Annotated in this window: 11 protein-coding genes and 3 pseudogenes; 12 read left to right on the top strand and 2 right to left on the bottom strand. The window is 64.9% G+C overall.

Annotated features, from left to right (window positions below; translation table 11 throughout):
- Positions 1-815: 815 nt before the first annotated feature.
- The 3 genes from ACT53M_RS00070 to ACT53M_RS00060 all read left to right on the top strand — a co-directional run bounded on the left by ACT53M_RS00070 (position 816) and on the right by ACT53M_RS00060 (position 5,718).
- Positions 816-3,824 carry a TonB-dependent receptor domain-containing protein gene (locus ACT53M_RS00070; protein ID WP_476231553.1) on the top strand — a complete coding sequence of 1,003 codons (3,009 nt, stop codon included), beginning with the start codon at positions 816-818 and terminating at the stop codon, positions 3,822-3,824.
- Between the two features lie 133 nt (positions 3,825-3,957).
- Positions 3,958-4,629 carry a response regulator transcription factor gene (locus ACT53M_RS00065; RefSeq protein WP_476230662.1) on the top strand — a complete coding sequence of 224 codons (672 nt, stop codon included), beginning with the start codon at positions 3,958-3,960 and terminating at the stop codon, positions 4,627-4,629.
- Between the two features lie 93 nt (positions 4,630-4,722).
- Complete coding sequence (locus tag ACT53M_RS00060) at positions 4,723-5,718, top strand: AAA family ATPase (RefSeq protein WP_476230661.1); 996 nt, start codon at positions 4,723-4,725, stop codon at positions 5,716-5,718.
- A 37-nt stretch (positions 5,719-5,755) separates the two neighbouring features.
- Here the strand turns inward: ACT53M_RS00060 and ACT53M_RS00055 are convergent, their stop codons facing one another.
- Complete coding sequence (locus ACT53M_RS00055; RefSeq protein ID WP_476230660.1) at positions 5,756-8,398, bottom strand: M16 family metallopeptidase; 2,643 nt, start codon at positions 8,396-8,398, stop codon at positions 5,756-5,758.
- Between the two features lie 363 nt (positions 8,399-8,761).
- Here ACT53M_RS00055 and ACT53M_RS00050 point away from each other — a divergent pair, with 363 nt between their 5' ends.
- From ACT53M_RS00050 to ACT53M_RS00015, 8 genes and pseudogenes are all read left to right on the top strand, one after another.
- Positions 8,762-10,213, top strand: a complete 1,452-nt coding sequence (locus ACT53M_RS00050) for a hypothetical protein (protein ID WP_476230658.1) — start codon at positions 8,762-8,764, stop codon at positions 10,211-10,213.
- The gene (locus ACT53M_RS00045; protein ID WP_476230657.1) at positions 10,210-11,121 is read left to right on the top strand and encodes a DUF58 domain-containing protein; all 912 of its coding nucleotides are present in this window, start codon (positions 10,210-10,212) and stop codon (positions 11,119-11,121) included. Before ACT53M_RS00050 ends, ACT53M_RS00045 begins: the two co-directional genes overlap by 4 nt.
- Positions 11,118-12,803 carry a hypothetical protein gene (locus tag ACT53M_RS00040; protein WP_476230655.1) on the top strand — a complete coding sequence of 562 codons (1,686 nt, stop codon included), beginning with the start codon at positions 11,118-11,120 and terminating at the stop codon, positions 12,801-12,803. The genes ACT53M_RS00045 and ACT53M_RS00040 overlap by 4 nt, the downstream gene beginning before the upstream one ends.
- An 8-nt stretch (positions 12,804-12,811) precedes the next feature.
- Positions 12,812-15,238, top strand: coding sequence for a VWA domain-containing protein (locus tag ACT53M_RS00035; protein ID WP_476230654.1), 2,427 nt, complete (start codon positions 12,812-12,814; stop codon positions 15,236-15,238).
- On the top strand, positions 15,235-20,799 hold the full coding sequence (locus ACT53M_RS00030) for a hypothetical protein (RefSeq protein WP_476230653.1): 5,565 nt from the start codon (positions 15,235-15,237) through the stop codon (positions 20,797-20,799). The genes ACT53M_RS00035 and ACT53M_RS00030 overlap by 4 nt, the downstream gene beginning before the upstream one ends.
- Positions 20,796-22,286 (top strand): sensor histidine kinase, encoded by a 1,491-nt coding sequence (locus tag ACT53M_RS00025; protein WP_476230652.1) that lies wholly within the window; start codon positions 20,796-20,798, stop codon positions 22,284-22,286. Before ACT53M_RS00030 ends, ACT53M_RS00025 begins: the two co-directional genes overlap by 4 nt.
- Positions 22,287-22,362: 76 nt before the next feature.
- Positions 22,363-23,271 (top strand): aspartyl protease family protein, encoded by a 909-nt coding sequence (locus ACT53M_RS00020; protein WP_476230651.1) that lies wholly within the window; start codon positions 22,363-22,365, stop codon positions 23,269-23,271.
- Positions 23,272-23,466: 195 nt separating this feature from the next.
- Positions 23,467-23,700 (top strand): annotated as a pseudogene (locus ACT53M_RS00015) (transposase); the annotation flags it as partial.
- A 254-nt stretch (positions 23,701-23,954) separates the two neighbouring features.
- Here ACT53M_RS00015 and ACT53M_RS00010 read toward each other — a convergent pair.
- Positions 23,955-24,986 (bottom strand): annotated as a pseudogene (locus ACT53M_RS00010) (IS110 family RNA-guided transposase).
- A gap of 73 nt (positions 24,987-25,059) precedes the next feature.
- Here ACT53M_RS00010 and ACT53M_RS00005 point away from each other — a divergent pair.
- Positions 25,060-25,488: pseudogene (locus tag ACT53M_RS00005) on the top strand (IS3 family transposase); the annotation flags it as partial.
- Positions 25,489-26,040: the final 552 nt, after the last annotated feature.

Below are 26,040 nucleotides of genomic sequence, written 5' to 3'. Positions count from 1 at the left end.
TTCGAAGCCCCAATCTCGCAACGGACAAGGGGAATCTCCCCTGATACCTCCGGGACAATATCGCCTTTCTATGGATCCGGCACGCGTTGAAACAGCAAGTTTGGCACGTGTCGCTCGCTTTAGAAGCGCGACGCATCTTCCTCATTCGCCTGCTCCTCCTGGTGCAGACTCTACATCAAAGCGAGGGAGCCAACGGGGGGCAGGTCAGGACCATACGTTGAATTGCAAGAATTTGCGGCGTGACAGTTACCTTCGGAAATGACTGCCAATGGAGACCTTCGCGGTCAGGTTGCATTCTGATGCTACAGTCTTGCGTCGATGTGCTGTCGGCCAGCCAGCGATGCGGAAGTTGGTTCCACCTACACCTCGCGCCTTCCCCTTGAAGCCATCCTTGACGTTCGCGATCAAAGCAACGATCTCACGCTCGCTCCAGCGTGTTCCGCAAAGCTGCGGCAAACGACGCCGGGTCGCCACCCTCTACGACCGCTGCCTCGCCTCCTTCTTCTCCGGCACCGCCCTCGCTGCCACTGCCATCTTCTGGCTGTGGTCAGCAAGTCCTGACCCTAGGAGGTACCAGGCCGCCCGCCGCCCCCGCGCAGCAATGCGCCGAATTATGACATAGCTGCGCAAGGTTTGTGCAAGCTTGCCCGCCTACCCACTACACAAATGTTACAAGAGCCGCGGGCGCGAAAGCGCAGCCGCGGAAACGCAGCGGGGACGCTGGCCGCAAGGGTGGCTGGCGAACGATAACGCCGGCGCCTCCAAAAGGTTGCCGCTCGTCGGGGGCTTGAAAATTGCAGAAAATCGAATTGCGTGTGTCGCTTCTCGCGCTGAGCGTCGCGCTCGGCACCGTCGTCCACTTGCCTGCCATGGCGCAGACCACCACGGCCGCTGAGACCGGCAAGCCCGACGACACCGTCGCCGCCGATGGCCAGCAGACCAATGTGCCCGAGACCAGCGCGGAGGAACGCGCCCGGCGCGCCAAGATCGTGCAATATGAAGACACGATCGAAGTGACCGGCAGCCGCCTGCAGAACGGCGATCCGACCGGCCTGACCCAGGTGATCACCGCCAAGGAGATCCAGGCGCGCGGCGTGACCAGCGTCGAGGAACTGATCCGCACCCTGCCGCAGAACATCGCGACGATCGGCGCGATCACCAACGATCGCTCCAAGGGCCCGCTGACCGCGCCCGGGCCGAGCAAGGTCGGCGTCTCCAGCCTCGGCCAGCTCGGCGTTTCGGCCGCCAATCTGGGCGGCAGCGGCGCGGGCAACACGCTGATCCTCGTCAACGGCCGCCGCGTCGCCGGCGCCGCGGGCATCGAGGAAGGCTTCGCCAATCTCAACAACATCCCGCTCAACGCGATCGAGCGCGTCGAGATCAACATGAGCGGCGCATCGGCGGTATACGGCGCCGACGCGATGGGCGGCGTGATCAACTTCATCCTGAAGAAGAACTACACCGGCACCACGCTTTCGGCGCAGCACGAATTTTCGAGCAACGCCGCCAGCAACTCCCGCTTCAGCATCGCCTCGGGCGTTGCCTGGGGTTCGGGCAACCTCTCGGGCACCGCAAGCTATACGCATCGCAATCCGGTAAACAACTACAAGACCGGCTATGTGACGCAGGACTATTCGGGCTTCTACGACGGCGATTCGGACTTCGACCGGCGCACCTTCACGCGCGGGCTGCAGCCGGGCGTGATCGTCAGCAGCACCAGCACCGTCGATCCGGTGACGTTCAACACGATCACCCGCGAAACCGGGATGAGCGTTCGCCCCGGCCTGACCGGTGCGCCCAAGATCAGCGACTTCATCCAGCTTCCCGATTCGGCCAAGCGCGACTATGTGCCCGAATTCGGCGGCCCGAAGACCGACACGATCACCGCGACGATGAGCCTCGAGCAGGAAATCACCCGCAGGCTCAGCTTCTTCGCGGACGGGCTCTACACGCGCTCGAAGAACTCGCAGCTCACCGATTATCGGCTCGGCCTCAACGTGGTGCTTGGCCCGGGGCAATATTACAACCCGTTCCCCGCCACCTATTTCAGCAGGTTCGATCCAGGCACGCGCGTCTATTACTATCCGCAGGCGGAGATCGACAGCGGCAAGTTCCCGAACGCGCGCATCCAGAATACGCAACAGCAATGGACGATCGATGCCGGCCTGCGGTATCAGCTGAACAGCAACACGCGCATCGAATTCGTGTTCACCACGTCGACGTCGCGGTCCAACGCCGATTCGACCGTCCTGGGCTCGCTGGTCTCGTTCAAGGCGGACCCAAAGTCGCCGACCGGCTATTCGTGCTATAATTTCGCGATCGCCAACAACCAGTATCGCGGGCCGAACCTGGACGCCTACAAGGCGGCCTTCCAGCGCCAGTGCGCCGCGCTGACCAGCACCGATCCGGCGACCGCGTTCAATCCGTGGCGCAGCGATCTGAACGCACCCGGCGCCGATGCCTCGATATTCCTGTACAACGACGCGCAGGAAAACCGGCAGTCGCAGAACAAGAACTACGAGCTGCACATGAACGGCGTGCTGGTCGACCTGCCCGGCGGCCGGCTGAATTATGCGATCGGCGGCGAGTATAACGACGACGGCGTCAACAGCCGGGAAGTGAACACCAAGACCGGTGCCGCCGTGAGCCGCACGCGCTATGCCGCGTTCGGCGAGTTGACAGTGCCGGTGATCGGCGGCCGCTGGAAACTGCCACTGGTCCGCTCGCTGCTGTTCAGCCTGGCGGCGCGCAACGACACCTATCTGACCGACGGCGCCGTAGGCACCGTCAACAACGTACCCTATGACCAGGGCGGTCAGATCATCTTCGGCCACAACCGCTTCTCGCGCACCACGCCCTCGGTGGGGTTCCGGTGGGAGCCGGTGCGGACGCTCACGCTGCGCGGCAAATGGTCGCAGGGCTTCCGCGCCCCACCCTATACCCAGCTGTTCAGCCTGACCGGCACGAACACCTATTACACCCCGATCTACAATGATCCGCTCTACACCTGCACCGTGAACTGCATCGTCTCGCGCAACGGCACCGGCTATCAGGTACCCGTCGTCCAGGCGCCCAACCCCAACCTCAAGCCGCAGACCTCGAACCAGTATAATTTCGGCGGCACCTGGGCGCCCGAGGGGGTGCTGCGCGGGCTGCGTGCCACCGTGACCTACAACTATACGAAGATCAGCAACGAATACGCCAATCTTCAGGACCTCTATCAGGTCACGCCCGTCCTCCAGACCTACAAGATTCCGGAGTTCTTCCCGCGCGACGCGAGCGGGCGGATCACCCAGCAGCGCAACCTGATCTTCAACATCGCCGGCTCGCGTTATTCCTCGATCACCTATGAGCTGAACTACAGCATCGAGACCGGGCTTGGCCGGTTCGAGCCCAGCCTGACGGTGCTGCAGAACCTCAAGTCCGAACGCAAGATCACCGAGGCTTCCGCGCCCATCTCGCAGCTCGGCAAGGTGCTGGGGCCGGACAAGTACAAGATCGTCGGCTCGCTGGGCTGGAGCAAGGGCGACTTCAACGCCATGCTCTGGGGCTATTACACGCCCGGCTACACCAACAACTACACGGTCTACCAGGCGGCTGGCGTCTACTACGACACCAACCAGATCCGCCCGGTGCGTTCCTACACCACCTTCGATCTCACCGGATCGTGGCGGGTGCGCAAGGACGTGCGGCTTAACCTGGCGGCGCGCAACATCTTCGATGCCAAGCCGCCCTTCGTGGTGATCGACAGCCTGCCCTATGACACGGCGCGCTACAACGTCGCCGGGCGGACGGGCTCACTCGAGCTGCAATTCTCCTTCTAGTTACCGGGGGCTGGCGCACCATGGCGACGGCATTGTATCTGTCTGTCGGCAGGATCACCGGGCCCCGGTGGGGGCAGGCCCATTCTCTCGCGGGCCTGCTCCCTCCCCAGGGAGGAGGGAGCAAGAGCGGATAATGCGGTTGCTGCTGGTCGAGGACGATGCGGATATCGCCGAGACGCTGGTCGCGTTTCTGGAACGCAACGGCTTTGTCGTTGACGTCGCGGACTCGCTCGCCATTGCCGAGGATGCGATCGAGGGGGGCGGCTTCGACCTGATCCTGCTCGATCGCGTGCTGCCGGACGGCGATGGCGTATCGCTGATCGGCCATGCCAAGGCGCGCAACAATCCCCAGCGCTTCCTGCTGCTGACCGCGCTCAGCGAGATCGACGACCGGGTCGACGCGCTCGAACTCGGCGCTGACGATTATCTCAGCAAGCCGTTCGAGCCGCGCGAATTGCTGGCGCGCATCCGCAACGCGCTGCGCCGCCCGCTCAACGCCGAGCGCGAGCTGCGCAGCTTCGGCCCGCTCACCCTCGACGTCGAAGCATGCGGCTTCACCGTCGACGGCACACCGCTCGCCCTGCGCCGCACCGAGGCGCTGGTGCTGGAGGCGCTGATGGCGCGGCCCGGCCAGCTGGTGCGGCGCGAGACGCTGGAATCGCGCGTCTATGGCTATGATAAGTTCGTCAACGCCAACTCGCTGGAATCGCAGATTTCCCGCCTGCGCCGCAATCTGAGCGAATATACCGACCAGGTGAAGATCCAGGCCGTGCGCGGCATGGGCTATCAGCTCGTCGTGGAATGACGAGGGCCGCCCGCCTCCGCAAGACTGGTGCAAGCCAGCCATGCGAAGGCCACCTTTTCCCAATTCACTCCAGCACAACGGAATTCTGACCCGATGTACGATATGGTTGAGGCGGTCCGACAGGATGCAGCCGAATTCAAGCTGACCTTCGACGCGATCCGCAGCGAGGTCGGCAAGATGATCGTCGGGCAGGAAGGGATAATCGAAGGCGTACTCACCGCCCTGATGGCGGGCGGTCATGTGTTGCTGGAAGGTGTGCCGGGACTGGGCAAGACGATGCTGGTCAGCTCGATCAGCCGCGCCGTCGACCTGCCCTTCTCGCGCATCCAGTTTACGCCGGACATGATGCCGGCGGACATTATCGGCACCTCAGTGCTCACTGAGGCCGAGGGCGGCGGCCACGCGCTGAGCTTCCAGGAAGGCCCGATTGTGTCCAACCTCGTGCTCGCAGACGAGATCAACCGCGCGACCCCAAAAACCCAGTCGGCACTGCTCGAAGTGATGCAGGAGCGCCAGGTCACAGTCGGTCGGCGAACGATCCGGATGCCCGAGCCGTTCTGCGTAATGGCGACGCAGAATCCGGTGGATCAGGAAGGCACCTATCCGCTGCCCGAGGCGCAGCTCGACCGTTTCCTGTTCAAGCTGATCGTCGGCTATCCTAGCGAGGCCGAATATCATGCCATCATCGACCGCACTACCAGCGACGAGCGGGTCGAACTCCGCGCCGTCACCAATGCGGAAACGCTTAACCGGCTGCGCGCCGTGGTACGCCAGGTGCCCGTGCCCGAATTCGCCAAGGCCTATGCGATCCGGCTAGTGATGGCGACGCAACCCGGCAGCGATTATGCGACCGACGCGATCAACCGAAACGTAGCGCTGGGAGCCTCGCCGCGCGGCATTCAGGGACTGATGCTCGCCGCGAAGGTGCAGGCGCTGCTCGACGGCCGCTTCGCCGTCAGTACCGACGACCTGCAAGCGGTGGCAATGTCTGTCCTGCGGCATCGCGTCGTAGTCAACTTCCACGCCCAGGCCGCAAACATTACTGCCGACGACCTTATCGCCGATCTTATCGCCGCCGTGCAGCACTGAACCGCAGCGGCCCCGGCAGCACCGGGGCCGCATCCGGTCAGCGCAGGCGCTTGCCGGTCACGTCCCAAACCTCGACCGGTGCGAAGCCGAGCGCGCGGATATCCTGTTCAATCCGCGAAAGGTCGCCCACGACCACCCATGTCAGTGCATCCGCATGATAGGTGCGCGCGGCCAGCGCCTGTGCCTGATCGAGCGTGACTTGCGACAGACGGCCGATCGCCCCCTCCGCATAGTTGCGCGGCTCGCCGTATAGGTCCGCGGAGATGATTGCCCCCAGAAATGCGGCATTACCCGAAAGGCCGAGCGGAATGGAACGGGTCGCAGCAGCGCGCTCGCGTTCCAGCTCCGTTGCACCGATCGGATGGCTGCCGACTATATCGCGAATCTGGTTGCGGACCTCGACCATGCTTGCGGCGGTCTTGTCGGTCTGGACGCTGCCGCTCGCGACAAACAGTCGCGGACCGGCCGGACTATCCGCTATGCTGGCGGAAAACCCATAGGACCAGCCCTTGCTCTGGCGCAGGTCGGTGTTCAGCCGGCTCTCGAAGCTGCCCCCCAACACAGCATCGACCAGCCTTTCCGTCGCCGCATCTTTGCTGGAATAGGGACCGATGAGATGACCGGCCGTGATGCTCGTCTGTGGCGCACCCGGTGCATCGACCAGAATAATGCGCGGGCCCTCCTCTCTCGCTGGCGGGGTCGGCGCGATCACCGTTGGCTGCACAGGCTTCCAGTTACCGAAATAGCGTTCGCCAAGCACCCGCGCCTGATCGAGCGTGATGTCGCCGATCAAGTACAGGGTCGCGTCATTGGGTCCGAGTTCGGTATCGTGAAAGCGCTGGATCGCCGCGCGATTGAGCGTATGCGCGGCCTCACGCGTGATGAGGCGGCCCAGCGGATGGTCCGCGCCCCAGACCGCACGGGCGAAGAGCGGCCCGGCCGCCTCGACCGGATTGCGGACCAGCCCCTCAAACTGCGCGTCGATCGTACCCTGGAACCTGTCGATCTGCGCCTGGGGATAGGCGGGGTGTCGGACGGCATCCGCCACCAGCGCAAAAGCAGGATCGAGCTCGGCGGTCGTCGCGCTCCAGCTCAGCGCGGACTGTCGACCGCCCACGTCGACAGAAATACCAGACCCGATCGCCGCCAGCCGATTTGCAAACGCCGTGCGGTCCAGCGTGACGGTACCTTCGTCGATCATCTCGAGGGCCTGGCGAGCAGCTCCCGGCGTGTAGAGAGGGTCAAGCAAGGTGCCGGTGGCGAACTGCAGGCGCGCGCTGACGACCGGTAACTTCGGCCGCTCGGCAACGACGATCTTCAGTCCGTTTGCGAGCCGCGTCTCATGGATCGGCGGAAAACGGACAGCGCCCTCACCTGCAGTGGTGAGCGGTGGATGGCTGCGGTCTGCGTCTTGTCCGGCCGCCTGGTGAAGTGGTCGGGGGAGCAGACGCAGTTCGTAGTAAGGCCGTGCGAGCCACTTGACCGCCACGCTGCGCACATCGGCGGCAGTTGCGGCGCCGATCCAGTCACGCTGCTTCACGAAGTAAAGGGGATCGTCATGGTCGACGGTGCTGGCAAGCATCCAGCCACCCACGGCCGGAGCGCTTTCCATCAGCCGCAACAACGCCATGTCGGAACTGGCGATCACAGCCTTTAGCCGTTGCGCATCCGGTCCTTCCGCCAGGTAGCGCGTGATCGCGACATCAATTGCCGCGTGCGCTTGTTCGGGCGTCACGCCGGGACGTAGCGCGACCGAAAGCTTGAAGGTGCTGCTGAGCTGGCTCTCGTCGACTTCCGCACTGACGCCCAGTGCAACCTTCGCCTCGTCGACCAGCGCACGAACCAGCGGCGTCGTTTGCGCGCCCGCCATGGTGCGGGCAGCGAGTTGCAGCAGCGTCTTCTCGCGCGGATCGTCGTTGGAAATGGGCCAGCTGCGGGTAACGCTTGCAGTGCTGACGGCATCGTAGACCGTTTCGCGCTTGATGTCTGAAAGGACGGGCAGCCACTGATCGACACGGTCGGCGACCTTGCCGGGCCGCACCGCGCCAAAATAGCGCGTGATCTTCTCACGCGCGGTATCGAAATCAACATCGCCGGCGATCACCAGCACCGCATTCGATGCGCCGTAATAGTAGTTGAACCACTGCTTCACGTCCGCCAGCGAGGCGTGGTCCAGATCGTCCATCGATCCGATCACCGAGTGGGCGTAAGGGTGGCCCGCCGGGTAATAGCCCGCCAGATACCGGTCACCGGCAGCAGCACCCGGCTGCAATTCGCCCTGGCGCTTTTCGTTCTTCACCACGCCGCGCTGCTCCTCCAGCTCCTGCGGGGTGATGCCGTCGGCCAGATAGCTCATCCGATCAGACTCCATCCACAAGGCATAGTCGAGCGCGCCCGTCGGCACGGTCTCGTGATAGTCCGTCCAGTCGCTCGTAGTCTGGCCGTTGATGTTGCTGGCGCCAATCCCCGCCAGCGCGGAAAGGAAATCACCTTTGCGGTTGCGCGTCGACTGGAACATCAGATGCTCGAACAGATGCGCGAAGCCGCTGCGACCGACCGGTTCGTCCTTGGAGCCGATGCGGTACCGTACCCCCACAAACACGCTGGGTACGGAATGGTCGCTATAGACGATCGCAGTCAGCCCGTTGGGCAGCGTGAAACGCCGATAGTCAATCTTCATGCGCGCAGCCTGCGGCGCTGCTGGAGCCGGCCGGCACCAGCCAGGCGCTGTGATCGCGGCGGCAAACGACACACTGGCGAGCAACCCGAAACACCGGGCCTTGCGGGAAAGGTTCAAGGGGAAATCCTGTCATGGTCGGGCGGACTGGCGCCCGGTGCGCATCCTGCACGGGAAGCTTGCAGCAGCCTTGCAGCGCCCGCGACCGGGGAGCGTGCGCAAGGTTGGTGCAAGCCTTGTCCCCTAGCCCTACAGGGTCCGAGGCAGACTTCCCGACGTTGCCGGACGGACATTGTTGCTCTTCCCGTCGGGATTGCGCAGACGGCCCCCAGCGCGTTGCGCCTTCCGACCTAGCCAGGACCGTGGATGCTTCACGAGGTTGACCTCCATCTGGCCGAACGGATTTCCGCGATCGAAGCGCGCGGAACGGGTCATTTGCGCGCGGTCAGCCGAACCATGGCAGTCCACAAGGGACTGAAGGCAGCGCTGCCGGCCGCGTTGGCGGTGCCGGCACTCGGCTTTTCCGCCGGCTGGTTCGCCGTGCTCCGCTGGGAAGTCCTTTTGACCGCGGCCACCCTCGTGCCGGGAGCCGTGTTCGGCGCCATCTTCCTGCGCGAATGGCGAAAGCAGCGGGTGTCCCGTCAACAAGCCATTGCCCTGTTCGATCGTCAGTTGGCGCTGAAAGACCGTATCGCCGCAACGGACGAATTTCTCCACGACGTGCGCCCGAATGCATTCAAAGCTGCAGCCGTTCAGGAGGCGGCGCCCTGGATAGCACGCGCGAGCACCGCCGTACTGCCAACGGCGGGGTCGGCCGAAGCAAACCCCAGCTGGCCCTTCGCCGCCGCCGCGCTGGCGCTGCTGCTCGCAACGGCAGTGCAACAGATCTTCGCGCCCGCCGCCGTCGAGATCGACGCGATCAAGGATGCCCTGACGCGCGCAGGAATCGCCGCACGCGGCAACGGGGTGCTACCAGCCGGCGACACACCAGACAATGACAGCGGCCGGAATGGCTCCGCCGCGCGCGCAGCTGCGGGCATGGGGGCCGCAAGCAATGCCCCTGCTCCGGCCGTCGCCGGGAACGATGCAAGCCGCTCCAGCGACGGAGCCGGCCGGGAACAAGCGGGGGCTGGTGGAACGCTTCCGGCCAGCGGCTTCGATACGCCGGGCGCCAGCCGAGGCGGCAGCACCGCAGCAGCGCAGGGATCGGCACGTGCAGCGTCCGCCAGTGCGCACAGCGGCACCCGACAGGATGCCGATCGGGCCACCGGAACGCAGGAAGCGCGTGCTGGCCAGGCGGATCGGGCAAGTGGCGACCGCGCCGCGCCCGACGGCGAAGCGACCAGGCGCGCGGGCAGCACGCCCCAGAGCAGCGGCACCCAAGGCAACCAGGCGCCCTCCCCCTCTCCGCTCGCGTCACAGCAGCGGCCACAGTCGGGCAAGGGGAGTAATGGCAGCCAGCACCAGCAGGGCCGCAGCCAGCAGGATGGGCAGGACCAGTCGAACCCCGGCCAGGGCAAGGGCCAGGGCCGCGACGGCCAGCGCACCGGGCAGGACGCGCTGAAACGCTCGAACGGCGTCGCAGCCATGCTGCTGGCGGTACCGATGGCCGATCGGCTGGGCGGCACTGCCAATCCGGGGCCGGTATCCAGCCTGCCGCAGCGCGTGCCGCCGCATGCAGGACAGGCCGGCGACGTCGCGGCCGGAGATCGCGGCAAGGGCGCGGGCGATGCTGGCCATCTGCCCCATCGACCCGCCACGCCGCAGGAACGACGGCTGGTTCACGACTATTTCCGTCCTTCCGGAGTCCGGCATTGACCGCCCCGCAGCTCAATTTCGATGCACTGTTCGATCCCGATTTTCTGGCGCGGGTGCAGCAGTTCGCGCTGTCTGTCACGCGCATCGACAAGGGTGGGCGGTTGGCCGAGCAGACAAGTACAGCCCGAGGCCAGGGCGTGGATTTTGCCGATTTCCGGCCCTACATCGCTGGCGACGATCTTCGCGCGATCGACTGGAATATATACCGCCGCCTGGGGCGCCTGTTCGTTCGCGTATTCGAAGAGCGGCAGGATATGCCGGTCTATTTCCTCATCGATGTTTCGAAGAGCATGTTCACCGGCGAGAGTCCGCGCATCCATGCGGGTCTGCGCACCAGTCTGGCACTTGCGGCAATCGTGCTGGGGCAGCATGATTCAATCGGCCTGTTTCCATTTTCGGACGCGATGACGATCCAGGCTCGGCACATTTCCGGGAAGAGCAATCTGGTCCGCGTCGCGCGTTATCTCGCCGACTACCAGCCAGTCGGCGGAACTTCGCTCGCCGGGTCAGTCGAGGCGCTGGCAGCAATGCGGCTTCGGCGCGGGCTGGCCGTGATCGTATCGGATTTTTTCGATGCGGAGGGGCTCGATCGGGTGCTCCCTGCCCTGACGCTGCTGCCGCACCGGACGTTGCTGGTCCAGCTCGTCCGGCCGGAGGATTCGGATCCCACGCGCAATCCCGCATTGGCCGGCGACGTGGCGGTCGAGGATAGCGAGACCGGTGACCGGATCGAGCTGACTATTACGCCCGACCTGCTTGAACGCTATCGCGATGCCTATCGGGTATTCAATGACCGATTGCTGTCCCATGCGGTGGAGCGCGGCACGGCGTTGGCACCGATCGACGCGACGCGCGACGTCATCGAACAACTCGGATCCCTGTTTCAGGGTGGAAGAATTGCCCTGTGAGCTTTACGACCTTCAGTACCGCCACCGTAATAGTGGGCGGCCTCGTTCTTGCTGGCATCGTCTTCGCGCTCCAGCGCTTGCGGGTGCAGCGACAGGTGGTGCGGGTCGCCACGACGATATTCTGGCAGGCGGCGGCCCAGGCAGCTCCCTCTCGTGTGCTATCCCGCCGCTTTCGCCACTGGCTGGCGTTTCTGCTGGTGCTGGCAATCGCTTGGCTTTTGTGGCTTGCCGGTGCTCGCCCCGCGCTGACGCGAGCACCCGGAACGCGGCTCGAAATCTTCTATCTCGACGCATCGGCCGCGATGACCGCAGGCGAACGCTTCATTGAGGCCAAGCGTGCACTGATCGCCGACGCCAGCGCAGTCCCCGCCGATCGACGCGAAGTGTTCCTGGGCGACGCCTATGGTACCCGCCTGCTCGCCCCCGGTGAAGATATCGCCCTGCTTCCGTTGCGCATGGCGGCGGTCTACCCCGTGGCGATCCCCGGTCGCTTTGGAGAGTGGGCGGAGCGCCAGCGCCAAGCGGAAGGACGCACTGCCGCGTTTCATTATTACGGGACCGCCGCAGCGCTTGCCACGACTGACATCCCGATCATCCAGGGCTATGTGGCACCGCCGATCCGCGGCAATCGCGGAATCGTGGCCATCGGTGCGGTGCCGGCTGCATCGGGTGCGTGGGACAAGGCGGATCTGCTCGTGCGCGTTGCAGCCGATGCCGGCGCGGCGCCGGCAACACCGCTGGTTTTCGCTCGCAATGGCCGTCCCTATAACGCGAAGTTCGAGCAAACCGGCCACGGCCGCTTCGTGCTGCGCGACATGCCCGCCGACGGCGCCGTGATCGAAGCGCGGCTTTCCGCGACGGACGATTTCGCCGCCGACGACAGCGCGGCGCTGCGCCTCCCCGATCGTAGGCCGGTGCGCGTCGCAATGATGGCGGGCATACCCGCGCCCATCCGTGCTGCAATCGCCGCCGATCCCGCCTTGAAAGCGGTGCCTCCGGCCGGCGCCGATGTCTTTGTGCGCGACGCAGGCGACCCCGCCAGCCCTGGAAAGCCGGCATTGATCCTGCAGCCGGCCAGCAGCCAGACGGCAGCCTTTCGCTTCACCTATGCCGAAGGCGCGCCGAAGCCCCGCCTCGACGCTGCGCTCGACCAGCTGGGGCTCGGCCAGTTCGATGCTGTTGCCGTGGCGGACGCCCTGCACCGGCCGGTCTCGCTGGAAATGGCGCCGGGGGCTGTCCGCACCGTGTCTGTCTGGCGCGAGCTCTTCGATCCGGCGGGCAGTTTCGCCCATTCACAGAGTCTGCCGCTCTTCGTCGCGAAGAGCCTGCGCTGGCTCGCCGGACCCGAGCCATGGATTCCCTATGCGGCAACCGGCGGTACGCTGGTCACACTCGCTGGCGAGGATGCACTCGCGGACCCCACCGCGCTTGCCGCGCGCCGGTTGGGCGGTACCATCGCGTTTACTGCGCCTGGCGCGACCGCGATTGGCGACGAGTCAGTCGTGGTGACGCTTGCCGACCCGGCTACTACGGAAAGCATGGCAGCCACTGCGCCGACAGATGCGCACGACGATGCGCAAGCGTCGCGGCCGCTCGACCTTCCTTTCACGCTCGCCCTTATCGCCGCAGCACTTCTGCTTGCGAGTGAATGGGTATTCTTCCAGCGTGGTCGCCTGCCATGAGGGATCTGTTGCCGATTACGGTTTCGCTGTTACACCCCGAGTTTCTCTGGCTGGCACTGTTGCTGCCGCTACTGTGGTGGCGGATCGGCCGGCGGGTACCGCTGGCCCAACGGCTGCTGCGCAGCGCCATTTTCGGCTGCATCCTGCTTGGACTGGTCCAACCCAGCATGATTGTCCGCCAAGCGGGCGTACGTCAGATCTTCCTGGTCGATGCGCGCACCGGTTCTGCGGGCGTGGCGATGCTGCATCGTCTGCTGGAGCGGGTCTCGCCAGAAGATCGGGTAACGCTGCTCACGCTAGGTACGATACCTAGTGCGGCAGGCGAAAGGCGCGTCGACACGCTGGTGACGATGGCCGAAGGTGCCCTCTCAACCGGGCTCGACCGTGCCGTGGCGGATATTCCCCCCGGCGGAACGGGCGCGGTAACGGTGATCGGCGATGGCGAAGCGCGTGACAGCCATTGGGAACGCGCCGTTGACGGCCTGATCCGGCGTGGCATCGCGGTCAACGCGGTTGCCATGGACCTGCCGCCGACTCCGCCTAAGGTCACCGACATCCGCTTTGCGCCGGCAAGGGTGGGCGAAGTGCTACAAGCGGACCTGACGCTCCAGGGACGAGGCGACAACGTGCAGGTAGAGCTGATCAGCGATGGTGCACCGGTCGCACGATCGGCGCCGATTGCCCTCGACGGAGAGACGCATCTGACCTTGCGCTTTCCGGCGCGTCGCGCTGGATTCATACCAGTCCGCGCATTGCTGAACGGGAGCTCGGCTGTCGATGCAGTCGCCGCAGTACAGGATCCGCTGCCCCTTCTTTATGTTGAAGGTCGCCAGCAGGGCGCGGCACCGCGATTGCAGGCATTGCTCGGATCCGGCTTCGCAGTCGACTCCCGCACACCAGCGGCGCTGGCCGGCGCATTCGACCTCAGCCGTTACCCCCTGGTGTTCCTAGACGATGTCCCGGCCAAAGCCCTGCCGGCACCAGTGCAGCAGCGCCTGCTAGACAGCGTGACGCGACAGGGCACCGGGCTGTTCTATGCCGGCGGTGCGCGGGCGTTTGGCATGGGCGGCTATGACGGCACGCCGCTGGCCGCGGCGTTGCCTGTCTCGCTGCGGCAGGAAGACAAGCTCGAGCAGCCCAGCGTCGCGCTGGTCGTCGTCATCGATACTTCCGGCTCGATGACCGGCACACCGCTTGATCTCGCGAAACAGGTCGCGCGTTTCGCGGTGCGCAAGCTGGGACCGATGGACAGCGTCGGCATCGTCGAATTCTACGGTGCGAAGCAATGGGCCGTGCCGCTTCAGCCGGCGCGCGACACCCGCGGCGTCGAACGCGCGATCGGCCGGATGCAGGCCCAGGGCTCGAGCATCCTGTTCCCTGCAATCCAGGAAGCCTATTATGCGTTGAAGGGCAGCAATGCCCGCTACAAGCACATCCTCGTCATTTCCGATGCCGGCGTGGAGGAGCAGCGCTATCAGGCCTTGCTAACCCACATCGCCGACGACCGGATCAACGTTTCGACCGCGCTGGTCGGCACCGATCCGGAAGGCGAAGAACGGATGGTGCAGTGGGCACGCTGGGGCCGGGGTCGCTATTATGCCGTGCCCGACGAGTTCAGCCTGGTCGAACTCAATCTGAAGCAGCCGCAGGACAAGCCGGCGCCCGGCTATCGCAGCGGCCGCGTCACGGCCCAGCCCATGCCGGGACAGCCGCTATGGCAGGGTATGACGCTGGGCGGGATGCCGCCGCTTGCCGGCTATGTTCCCGCAGGCGAACGAGACGCGGCCGAAACGTTGCTGACGACGCCGGGAGGCGACCCGCTGCTCGCAAGTTGGCAATATGGCGCGGGTCGTGTGACGGCGCTGATGACCGAGCCACTGGGCCAAGGCACAGCGAGCTGGCTTGGCTGGAGCGGGTATGGCGAATGGCTCGCCCGACTGCTTGCCCGCACCGCCGACAGCCATCCGCCCGCGACCCTGGCGATGGAACGCCGCTTCGACGTCCTGACGGCAACTTTCCGCGATCCGGACGGGAACGGCACCGCACCGGTGCTGCGCCTGCTCGACGCACGCGGTGTCCCCGGCCCTGCGGTGAAGATGATCGAACACGCCCCTGGTCTGTTTACGGTTGAACAGCGCTTTGCCCCAGACCAGCCAGCCCGCGCCGAAGTACGTCGCGGTGCATTGCTGTTGCGCGCTGCCGATCGGGCGCTTGCGGATGTCGGTGGCGGATACCGCCTTCCGCTCGACAGGCTCTCCCGGCTGACCGGCGGCAGCTATGCCGCCTCGCCCGAGGGGCCATTCGCTCCGTCCCGCCCGCAAGGCAGCACGCTCGTCGCCACCGCACTTGGCGGCTGGCTCGCGCTGCTCGCGCTGCTGCTCTACCTGGTGGAGCTGGTTTACCGCCGCTGGCCCGGCCGGCGGCGCTCCGCATGAAGAGCCGATCGATGTTCCTTGCTCGCCTGCCGCTGTCCTTCACACTGTCGCTCGGCCTGGTGCTTGCAGCGGTGGAGGGCACGCCTGCTTCTGCCCAGGTCGCAAGTGAAAGCGTAGAACGGCTGGTGCACGCCCCCGGCTTCGATCGCGCTGCAGTGGAGCGGATCTATGCAGAGGCGCTACTGCGTGACGAAGTCGCCGGTCTCGAACGAGCGCTGGATGCAGCGGCGGCATCCGCCCAACCGCAGTCGGTACGGGTCCGCGCCATGCTTGCGCGCGCTACAATCGCCTGGGAGCGTGGCGACACCGAAACCGCGCAAGCCGCCGCCGACGACGCTGCGGCGCTTTCGCAGGATACAGACGCGCTGCTGCTGAAGGCCGAACTGCTCGACGCCCGCGGTGATAGCGCGGCGGCGTCCGCCTATGTCCGCGCCGCCGACAAGGCGACCGATCCGGCAGTTCGGGCGCGATTGCAATTGCGGATTGCGCTCCTCGCCAGCCGCACCGATCCGGCGTCGCTGGTACAGATGGGTACCGTCGATGCCGCAGGCCGCGACCGGATTGCGATCGTCGCTGCCTTGCTGGGAGACACACGGGACGCTCTGGCGCTGTACCGTCCCGCTGAAAGCGGACCGACAGCGCTGGTCGATGCGCTTCGCCTTGCGGAATGGGCAATCGCCTCCGGCGATCCGGTTGCAGCCCGTGACCAGAGCTGGCGCGCCTATCGCCTTGCCACCGCCGTGTCGGACCGCCGCTATGCGCTGGCGCTGCTGGTCGAGGTCTTCCGCAATCGCCACGAACTGGCGGGCGCGCTCGCCTTTCTTGCACCGCAAACTGCCGATGCCGAGATTGACCAGACTCGGATCGACCTCCTGCTCGAACTTGGTCGCTACGATGCCGCACTCGCGCTCGTAACAGCATCCAGCAACCCGGCCGTACGCCAGCGCATGCTGGAAATCCTCGACCTTGCCGGGCGAGCGCGCGAAGGCGAGCCTGAATATCGCCGGCTGATCGCCTCCGATCCGCACCGCCTGGAAGGCTATAGCGCGCTTGCCGTGCTGGCGCTGAGCAAGGGCGACCAAGACGCAGCGGTCGCCGCATACCAGGCATTGTTTGCCGCAAACCCCGGCCGCGCCGCACTGCTGGTGCGAGCAGCGCACCAGATGATTTCCATGGGGCTGTCCGAACCCGCGATGCGGCTGATGGAGGTGGCATCGAAAGCGCCGGGAATGGCCGTGCCCTATCGCTTCTTCCTCATCGATACGGCGCGTGCCGCCGGCAAAGACGCCACCGCGCTGGAACAGCTTGCCTTGCTCCGGACAATGCTTGCGCCGGCCGCTCCGGAGCGAATCGCCGTTGCCGACGCCTATGAGGCGCTCGGCCACAAGGAGCAGGCGCTCGCAGTGCTGCGCGAGCTCGAGACGAAAAATCCCGCGCTCGACTATGACCAGCGTGTCCGCATCGCGGCACTGGCCGGAGAGAGCGGCCATGCCGAGGAAGCACTGACGCGTTGGCGCAAGCTCTGGGCGTCGGCCAGCCTGCCCGCACGCAAGACCTATCTCGCCAAGCAGATCGTCCGCACGGCGCAGCAACTGGGCGAGATGGACCGGCTGACGGCCGAACTCGAAGCCGGTCTTGCCACGCATCGTATCTCCGAGGACGAGCTCGGGCTGCTGATCGAACTGCGTCTCGCGCAAAAGGATCGCGTCGCCGCGATCGCCGATGTCGAACGCCAGGCCAGGGTGAGCGGCGAGAGCGAGGCGAGCCGGCTGCGCCGCCAGATCGGCATCTATGCCCGGCTGAACGATCATGCCCGGGTGGCCGAAACGCTGCGCCGGCTGATCGTGGTCGATCCAAAGAATGCCGATCTCTATCTGCGTCAGCTGACACTCAACGCCGTACGCTTTTCTCCCGATGGCGAGGCCCCCACCGCGCAGCGGGCCCGGATCGACGGGCTCCTAGCCGAATTGCGCAAGGCATCCTCGCTCGATCCGTTGCAGGCAACGCGCTTCGCTGCTGCTGTCTATGGCTCGGCCGGCTTCACCGATGCCGCAGTCGACACCTATCGCCGCAGCGCCGCCATGGCGCCAGGCGATGTTTATGCGCTTGCCCAGTTATCGGATCTGCTCCGCAAGCAAGGCCGGCAGGCGGAGGCATCAGCATTGCTGCAATATGCCGGGGAACATGCGCGCGACACCAACAGCTTCATCACTGCGATAGACGCGCTGATGGCCGCGCTGTCACCGGACCCCAATGGTCCGCCACCCCCGCCGGGGTTGGCGCAGCTTTCGGCAGACAGGCTGCGCTGGGCAGAACGGCGCATCTTCGAGCGGATCATCCACGATGGCGAGGATGCCCGCCTCTACGCACTGCTCGCCGATCTGACGCAAACCGAAGCCGACTTCTCGCTGCAACTGCGCGCCTATGCCAATGCGCTGCCGACTGCGGGCGATCAGCGCCCGGCCGTCCTGCGCATGCTTGTCACGCTGGCGTCGGGCGGCGCAACGCCCGGCGAAGGCGGCAACGGACCGACCGTGGGCGACGTCGGTGCGAAGCTGGCGTTCGGGCGCCGCCTGCTCGCGCTGAAGCAAGATTACCCCCCCGACGTCTATACCGATCTGGCGCGCTCCCTGCTCACCGTGGGTGACGTGCCCGGCGCCGAACGTGCTTTCGGCATGATGGGCGATCTGGGCGACCTCGACGATGTCAATCGTATCAAGGGGGAAACCTATGCGGCGCTGGGCTTTATCGAGCCCGCACTACTCAATTACGAGCGTGCCCTGCTGCGCAACCGTGAGGATCCGGATCTTGTCGTCAAGACGTCGATCCTGCGCGAACAGCGCGGCGACGATGCAGTAGCGTTCGACTGGTATTGGCGGACGCTCACCGCGTTGGCATTACACCAGCCGCTACAGGGCGGCGGCAGCGAAGATGCTGCGCTCGACGCTCGCCAATATTATGGCACGCTGGCGGAAGGGCTCATCCTGACATGGCCGGGGAACGACGCAACCACCAGTAAGGTGCGGGCAAGCTTCACTGCGCTGCTCGATACGGCTGCCGCGGCGATTGTGCCAGCACAAGGGCGTCGGCTCAACGACCATGCACGATTGGCATTACTGACGAACCTCGGTCGCCGTATTGCCGACCATCTCGGCGACCGCGCCCTGTCAGACGAGATCGACGCGCGGCTCGCCCCGCTGCTCGGCAGCGACGATGCAGCCGCCCGCGCGGCAGCACGATTTCAGGGGCTGGAAGGCTGGGCGCAGCCTCCCGCGCCGGGCGTCGACTGGGTTACGTATGGCCTGAGCGAGCAGGCGCGGGACGGCAACAACAGCGAACTGGCCCAGTCGATCGCGCTGGCCAGCGGAGACGTGGCCGAGATCCGCGAACAGCTAAGGCTCGCAATGGCTGCGGAAACGGCGAACGACGCAGCGATCGCCAGCGGCACCCCCCGCGCGGGCATGGTCTCGCCGCTTTATACGTTGATGTTAAAGGCGATCGACACGCTGCCCGCGGACCAGTTCCGCGCGTTGATTCTCACCCCGCTTGACCGGGCAGCGTACCGTGCGCGCGTCTTGCTCGACATCTATCGCAGCGGCGGCGACTGGTATGGCCGAATAGAGAAGGCAGCTGGTCACCCGCTGTTCGACGACGACCAGTTGCTAACCCTGCTGGTCGACCAGGGCAGCGGCCCGTTGCCCTTTGCCCGGGCGACCTTCGGCATGCGGCGCGACATATCGGCCTCGCCTGCAGGACTGGTGGCGCGGTTTCCGGTCGCCCAGAAGCTCGCGCTCTACGAGCGGCTGGTCGCGCGAATGCAGGCTCAGGGTACGGAAACTGCCTTTCAGGAGGCGCTGGTCGGCCAGCTTCTGGCAACACCGCTCGATAACGCCCAGCAGGCACGACTCGCAGCCGCCATCGGATCCGATATCGGCTTCGACCGGGGCCTGAGGGACAGGACCGCCGCCTTCATCGTGCAGAAACTGCTGATGCTGGACCCGGATCCCGGCAACCGCGCATTGCTTCTGCACGCCGCCCAGTCTGCTGCGGCACGGTATGCCGACGCGAAACACCTTCCGCTGTTTCTCCAGGCACTGTTCGCTGGCGACGCCCCGACGGCATATCTCGAACTGAAGGCCCTCCATGCCGATACCAGCGCACATTACCGCGGCATCGATTATGCGGCACCGATTATCCGTGCCCGTTTCGCGGCCGAACGGGATCGAGACATCGATGCGTTTCTGAGGCTCGATCACGCAGACAAAGCCAGTGTCGCGGAGTTTTACCGCAGCTTCGTGCTCGATGCGCAATCGAGCGGCGTTGCCGCAGAACGTGCCGAGATACCGCGCTATTACCAGAAGCTGGCTACGCTCGATCCGGACAACCCCATTTATGTCAGCGGTGCACTCGACGCGCTGTGGAACAAGGGCGATCGTACCGGCTTCGCGGTATTGCTGAGCCGCTTCGTTGCAGCCCACCCGGATGACCGCGAGGCAGCATCGGTACTTCAGCTCGCAGACTATCTGGCGGGGAAGGCAGCCCAAGCTGCAGCGGTTGCGAAAGCGAGCGGAGCCGATGTCCTGGACAAGGACTGGCTGATCGAAATGGTCAACCGCGCCTCCGCCGCGCGCGAAGGCTTGGCCGGTCCCGACTTCCGGGCACTGTTCGGCCGCCTCTACGGTGACTATGCGAAGCACGCCGCAAGCGATCCTGCCGTCCTGGAAGCCGAACGCCGCCGCAGGATGGCGGAGCGCCAGCAGGTCACATCAGGCGCAGCCTCTCCACTGCGCAGTGTCATCGCGGCGATACCACGGGGTCCGGAGGCAGTCCGCGCAGAACTGCGCGCGGTCTGGCGGGCAACGGCACCACATGATGGGGATGAAGCGGCAGCTCCGCCGGATCGAATGCAGCTCCTTCAGGTGCTCCCGGACCCTGACGCCCCAAATACGGAGACCAAACCGCTGCTCGACATCCTTGAGACGCCCTTGTTGACGCGTGAGCTGCAACACTGGCTCGACGGGCTTGCCCCGGCATTGCGCCCCTATCAGGTACGGCTCGACGCGCTGGTCGCTGCCGGGCTGGTCAAGCAGGGCGAGGCGCCCCGGCGCATCCGGGATGGTCTTGCAGCGCTCCGCAATGGGAGCATTCGCCCGGCGATGCTGCACCAGTTCGCCTTGCTGTTGGCCCGCACCACAACTGGGCTGCCGCCAGACGCCATCGGTGCACTCGCGCACAGGCTGGGAACGCAGCCCGTCCTGACGGTTGACGAACGTATCCGTTATGCGGGCCTGTTCGCCGAGGCTGGCGACACGGCAACGGCGCGCAGACTGCTGGAAGCCGCGGTCCTGCAAATGCTCTATCCCTCTCAGGCCGAAGCTGTGTACGTCACCTCCGCCGAAGCGCAGCTGACCGCGATCGTGAGCCAGCTGCGAAACTGGCGCGACGTCGGAGCCGCCCGTGCCGTCTATGCAGCACTGCGCACCCGGATCCGGCTCGAACTGGGACCATCGGCAGACGAAGCGCCCTTTGGCAATTTCCCCGCATTCGACGCGGGCAAATGACCGAAGCGACCGACCGAGGAGGAACGATGCGGCTCACCTGGCCACACCGATCGATGTTCGGACAAATGGCATTGCTAACGCTGCTCCTGCTCGGCGCGGGCACGTATTTGCTGGCGATCCGGCCCATTCTTGATGCGTTGCCGCCTTCGGCGCGTGATCCGCTCGACGTGTCGGCGCAGCAAGTGCGCGATGCGATCAACGCCGAGTCCTTTGCGCTGTCGCTCCATCCGGATCGAGCCGTGTCGCATCAGTTCACTGCCACCATGGCGGAGGCGGCAAGGTACAATCCCGCATTCCGCTGGTATATGAAGGTCGGAAACCGTGTCGTCGGCAATATGCAGACGCCTAGTTACTTCCAGCAGCTCGGGCTCGATCGGCTGGAGGCAGTACGTGCGACAACCCCGGCGCCGGAGCTGTGCCTGCAAATGTTCCGCAATCTTTCGAGCGACCGGGCGCGAGGCGGCATGGAATACAGCTATTGTCAGCAGCCGCGCTATTACGAGTATCACGGGCTCACCCATCCTTTCCCGACGACAATCAACCGCGTCAACCAGGCATTCCACAAGATTTTCTGGGCCTATAGCGGGGCCTTTTTCTACACGGTCGGCGCCCTGTTCCTGCTCGTTTCGGGGGTGATCGTGCTCAACATGCTGACTATCAGGCGAGTCGCACGGCTGGCACAGTCATTCGACGCGAGCCACCTCGAGCTGCAATTGCCCGAACGAGGCGTCCCGAGCGAAGTGCTGCCGCTGGTTAGGGCAATCAACCAGCTTATCGGAAGGCTGAGCCAGGCCCAGGCGCGACAGAAATTCTTCCTGTCGGCCGCTGCCCACGAACTGCGCACGCCGCTAACGGTATTGCGCACGCGACTGGAACTGCTCGACGACACGCCAATCAAGGACAAGCTTGTCGGCGACGTGCGGCGCGTGACCAACCTCGTCAACCAGCTCCTAACCCTGATGAAACTCGACACGCTGGTTGAAGCGGCGGGAAGCCTCGACCTCGTCGCAACGACCCGCAAGGTGCTGGCGGATCTCGCCCCGCTAGCCGCCGGTCGCGGCATTGCGCTGAGCTTCGCACCGCAGGTCACGAACTATCCGATGGCGGGCGGCAGCGAACTGATCGAAGTGGCCATCGCCAATCTGGTCGACAACGCCATCTCCTTCACTCCCGACGGTGGCGAGGTATTCGTTGCCCTCGATGCCAAGGGACTGCTGTCGGTGCGCGATTTCGGGCCCGGCCTCGATCCGCAAAAGGCTGCAAGCCTGTTCGAACCGTTCGTCCGGCATCCGTCGAACCGCCGGGGCCATGGCCTGGGGCTGGCGATCGTCAAGGCGATCGCGACGCTGCATGGCGGATCCATCAGTGCACGCAATGCCGAAGGGCGCGGCGCCGTGTTCGACCTGCAGCTGCCGCCCGACGGTGGACGCGGCGATGTCGACGGCGCGGTGCCGGTTCGTTTGCCTTCGTTCCAGGCACAAGGCTGATCCACGCCTCCATGTCAGCTTGGCGCAAGCCGAGCGCGATAACGGTTGGTACGCTTTCGCTTCCGGACCTTCGCCAATGTCGATCCTTGCTTTCACGCTTCTTCTCGCTTTCCCGCCGCAGGATGGCAGTGGGGAGGAGCTCCGCTATGACAATCGCGGTCGCCCCGTGGTTTCGGTGCAGGTCAACGACAAGGGGCCGTTCGACATGGTGCTCGATACTGCCGCGCAGTCGAGCCTGCTTGCGCCATCGCTCGCCGCCGATCTGCATCTGGCGCCCATGGCCAGCGACATGCGGATCGAAGGGGCGACCGGAGCGCACGCCGCGCGCATTTACCCCGTGGATCATCTGGCGAACCATCTGCTCGATGCCCGCTTCGTCGGGCTGTTCGAATTTCCAAACCCGCAGACCACGCCGGCGCGAGGCATTTTGGGGATGGAGCATTTCGGCGCCCGAAAACTGGTATTCGACCGCACAGCACACCGCGTTCAGGCGCTGCCCTCCGGTCCGGCCGCCCCGGGTTTCGTTGCCCTGGCCGGCACGCGACGCACGGACGGGCTGGTGCAGGTGCCGGTCAAGATAAACGGCGTGATCATCGACACGCTGGTCGATACCGGGGCATCGGTTTCCCTCGCCAATCCGGCAGCACTCAAGGCACTGGGCTGGTCTGCGGACGATCCCCGACTTCGCGCCGACGGCGTCGTTCGCGGCGCCACCGCAGAAACCAGCAGCGTGCGACGCGCCACTGTCGACAGTCTTGCCATCGGCCCCGCGACGCTGCGCCACGTCCCGCTCTACTTCACCGCCGCTTCGGAAGGGGAAGAGGCGCCCATGTTGATCCTGGGGGCGGACCTGCTCAATCTCTTCGAAGCGTTCGCTGTTGACTTCCCCCGCGCAGAATTGCAGATTCGACTGCCGAAGCCCGGTGCACACGCGGCAGCCTTAGGTGACCTGCCTGATGCCGATCATCGGCCCACCCCATCGTAGCTGAGTGCGCGGCGCTGTGTTCGAGCAGCACGGCGCGCGCAATTGGCTGATTTACCGGCGGCTTCCAATTTCGAAGCTCAAGTTCGTCCCATCGGCTGGCAGGCCAGCCGCCTTCAAAGCCACTTGATCCGCCCTTTGAGTAGCCCCTAGATTTCTGGACGCCTTGGATCCTAATTTTGAGGACAGTAGGCGACGATGGGGAAGCCCAATTTCAGCGATGGATTCAAGCGTGACGCGGTAGCCCAGATCACCGAGCGCGGCTATCCGGTAGCGGAGGTTTCGCAGCGTCTGGGCGTCAGCCAGCACTCGCTGTATTCGTGGAAGCGGCAGCTGGCGAAGGTGGGGTCGGGCGATGCCGGCAAGGATGCGGAGATCCGCCAGCTGAAGCGCGAGCTGGCCCGGGTGACCGAGGAGCGCGACATCCTAAAAAACGTATGGCCCGCCCCGTCTGCAAGGGGGATTTTGAAGTGCGCTGATCAGTCTGCGTCAACGTATACGGTCTCACGAGCAAGCCCGTGGCCAAGATGGAAATCCGCACGTTTGGAGCCACAATAAAGACACCGGCAACGAGTGCCATTTTTTTGCCCGGGCTTTCCAAACGCCGATCGACTGTCAGGCCATCTTCACGATCCTTCCTGCAAACATCGTTGGCCTATGCGCACGGGTGCACGCGGCCGGTCTGGTTAAGCCGCGGCGGGATGGCCGCGTTCGAAATTCGCTTCCTTACGAAGGGCAGCCCAGGCGATCCGTGCCAGCTTGTTGGCCAGTGCGACGACGATGGCGTTGCGGTGGACGCCGCGCTCGATCATTCCTGTCAGCCAACGTCCGAGCGGGGTTTCGCTGCGCGCCAGTGAGGGCAATGCTGCCCGGGCACCGTGGATGAGCAAAGTGCGCAAATAGGTGTTGCCACGCTTGGAGATGCCGAGCAGCCGCGGCCTGCCGCCGGTGGTATGTTGCCTGGGCACCAGGCCGAGCCAGGCACCCAAGTCTCGCGCTTTGGCAAAGCTGCTGGCATCGCCCACGGCTGCAATCAGGGCGGTTGCATTCAACACTCCGACGCCAGGGATGGACGTGAGCCGCCGGGCAGCCGCATCATTGCGAGCCAGTTCGACAAACTCGCCGTTCAGAGCCTCGATCCTGGCATCAAGTTCGCGCCATTCGTCACGCAGTTCGCCTGCAAGTTGGCGCAGACGCGGTGACAAGGTCGTATCCTCAGCGGCCAGCATGGCATCGATGCCGAGTTCCAGCTTGCGCCGCCCGACCGGAAAAATGGTCCCCCGTTCAAGCAGGATCGCCCGCAGCTGGTTGATCAGGCTCCTGCGCTCGGCGACCAGGCGGGACCGGACGCGGTGCAAGGTCTAGATATCCAACTGCTCCTGGGTCTTGAGTTCGACGAAGCGCATCGTCGGGCGCGAGGCCGCCTCGGCGATCCCCTCGGCATCACGATCATCGTTCTTCTGTGCCTTGACATACGGGCGCACCTACTCTGGCGACATAAGTCTGATCTCGTGCCCCTGCGCGGCGAAAATGCGCCCGAGGTTATGGGCGCCGCAGCATGCTTCCATCGCAACTATGCACGCCGGAAGCTTGGCCACGTAGTTGATCAGCGTCTGGCGACGCATCGACCTGCGCACTACGACAGCGCCTGCCGCATCAACGCCCACGACGCTGCAGGTGTTCTTGCCCAAATCAATGCCAAGGATCACAATAGACATCGGTCCGCTCCTTTCCTTCTCAAGCACCGGCATCATATCCGATGCCGCGGAAAAGGGGCGGGCCATCCCATAAAGCCACCGCGTATTTCGCTCGGGATGCAAAGTGAGATACGCGTTCATTGCCGAGCATCGCAATCGTTTTGGCGTGCGGGCGATGTGCCGGTGCCTAGCCGTGCAGCCAAGTGGCTTTTATGCGTGGCAAAAGAGCCCGCTGAGCCCGCGGGCTCGGGAAGATGCTCGGCAGACGGAGCTGCTCCGGCGGGCGTGGAACGACAGCGGCAGGGTCTATGGCTACCGCAAGCTGCACGACGACCTGTTGGATCACGGCGAGACCTGCTGCCCGAACCGGGTCGCCAGATTGACCAGGCTGGCGGGCATCAACGCGCAGATCGGCTACAAGCGCAGGCCCGGCAGCCATGGCGGCAAGCCGTCCCTGGCGGTCGACAACACGCTGGATCGCCAGTTCGACGTGGCTGCGCCCGACCAGGCCTGGGTGACAGACAATGCCCAAACGGTCGTTCGCCGTCGCAATGCATCCACCTGATCGTCGCGTTGCTCGCAGATCTCGGCTTCACGCCTCGACGTGATAGCTCCCCCTGAAGAGAGCGGCAATGTCCCTGCCAGCTTGGCGCTGGTTGGCACCCGGTTAAAACTCGACTGTCGGTCCGGCTGCATTGGCGTGAACGCCAAGATCTAATCCGTTTCCACGATGAGTCCTGGATGTGTGACCTGTTTTGACGGCCCCACAAACGGATGGAGCATTCGCGCCACTTCTGTCGTGACCGTCGTGGCGAACGTAACGACATGCTAGGGTCAGGCCCCATTGATGTGAGGTGCGCGATCTGATTCATATGTGGACGCCCCCTTGGCAAGGGCATTTTGTCGAGACGGTTTTGATCGGTTGCTTTCATATGTCCGGCCTGTTTGTGCGGTTTTTTGGTTACCGCTGGCCTTGATGGAAATCCGCCGGTGAGGTCCCTAAACAGGCTCGCGCGCGTTGAAGCGCATTGAATCAGACGGGTTCGTCTCACCATTGGCTCGATCTTTCCTCATC

It is taken from the genome of Sphingomonas sp. DMC6 (genome assembly GCF_056314225.1).
The sequence above is the reverse complement of the archived record's forward strand: the minus strand, read 5'-3'. Positions and strand labels throughout refer to the sequence as shown.

Excerpts from the sequence above, each read along its gene's own strand:
- ACT53M_RS00025 (WP_476230652.1), top strand. The coding sequence starts at position 20,796 with ATGACCGAAGCGACCGACCGAGGAGGAACGATGCGGCTCACCTGGCCA.
- ACT53M_RS00065 (WP_476230662.1), top strand. The coding sequence starts at position 3,958 with ATGCGGTTGCTGCTGGTCGAGGACGATGCGGATATCGCCGAGACGCTG.
- ACT53M_RS00020 (WP_476230651.1), top strand. The coding sequence starts at position 22,363 with ATGTCGATCCTTGCTTTCACGCTTCTTCTCGCTTTCCCGCCGCAGGAT.
- ACT53M_RS00055 (WP_476230660.1), bottom strand. The coding sequence starts at position 8,398 with ATGAAGATTGACTATCGGCGTTTCACGCTGCCCAACGGGCTGACTGCG.
- ACT53M_RS00030 (WP_476230653.1), top strand. The coding sequence starts at position 15,235 with ATGAAGAGCCGATCGATGTTCCTTGCTCGCCTGCCGCTGTCCTTCACA.
- ACT53M_RS00050 (WP_476230658.1), top strand. The coding sequence starts at position 8,762 with ATGCTTCACGAGGTTGACCTCCATCTGGCCGAACGGATTTCCGCGATC.
- ACT53M_RS00060 (WP_476230661.1), top strand. The coding sequence starts at position 4,723 with ATGTACGATATGGTTGAGGCGGTCCGACAGGATGCAGCCGAATTCAAG.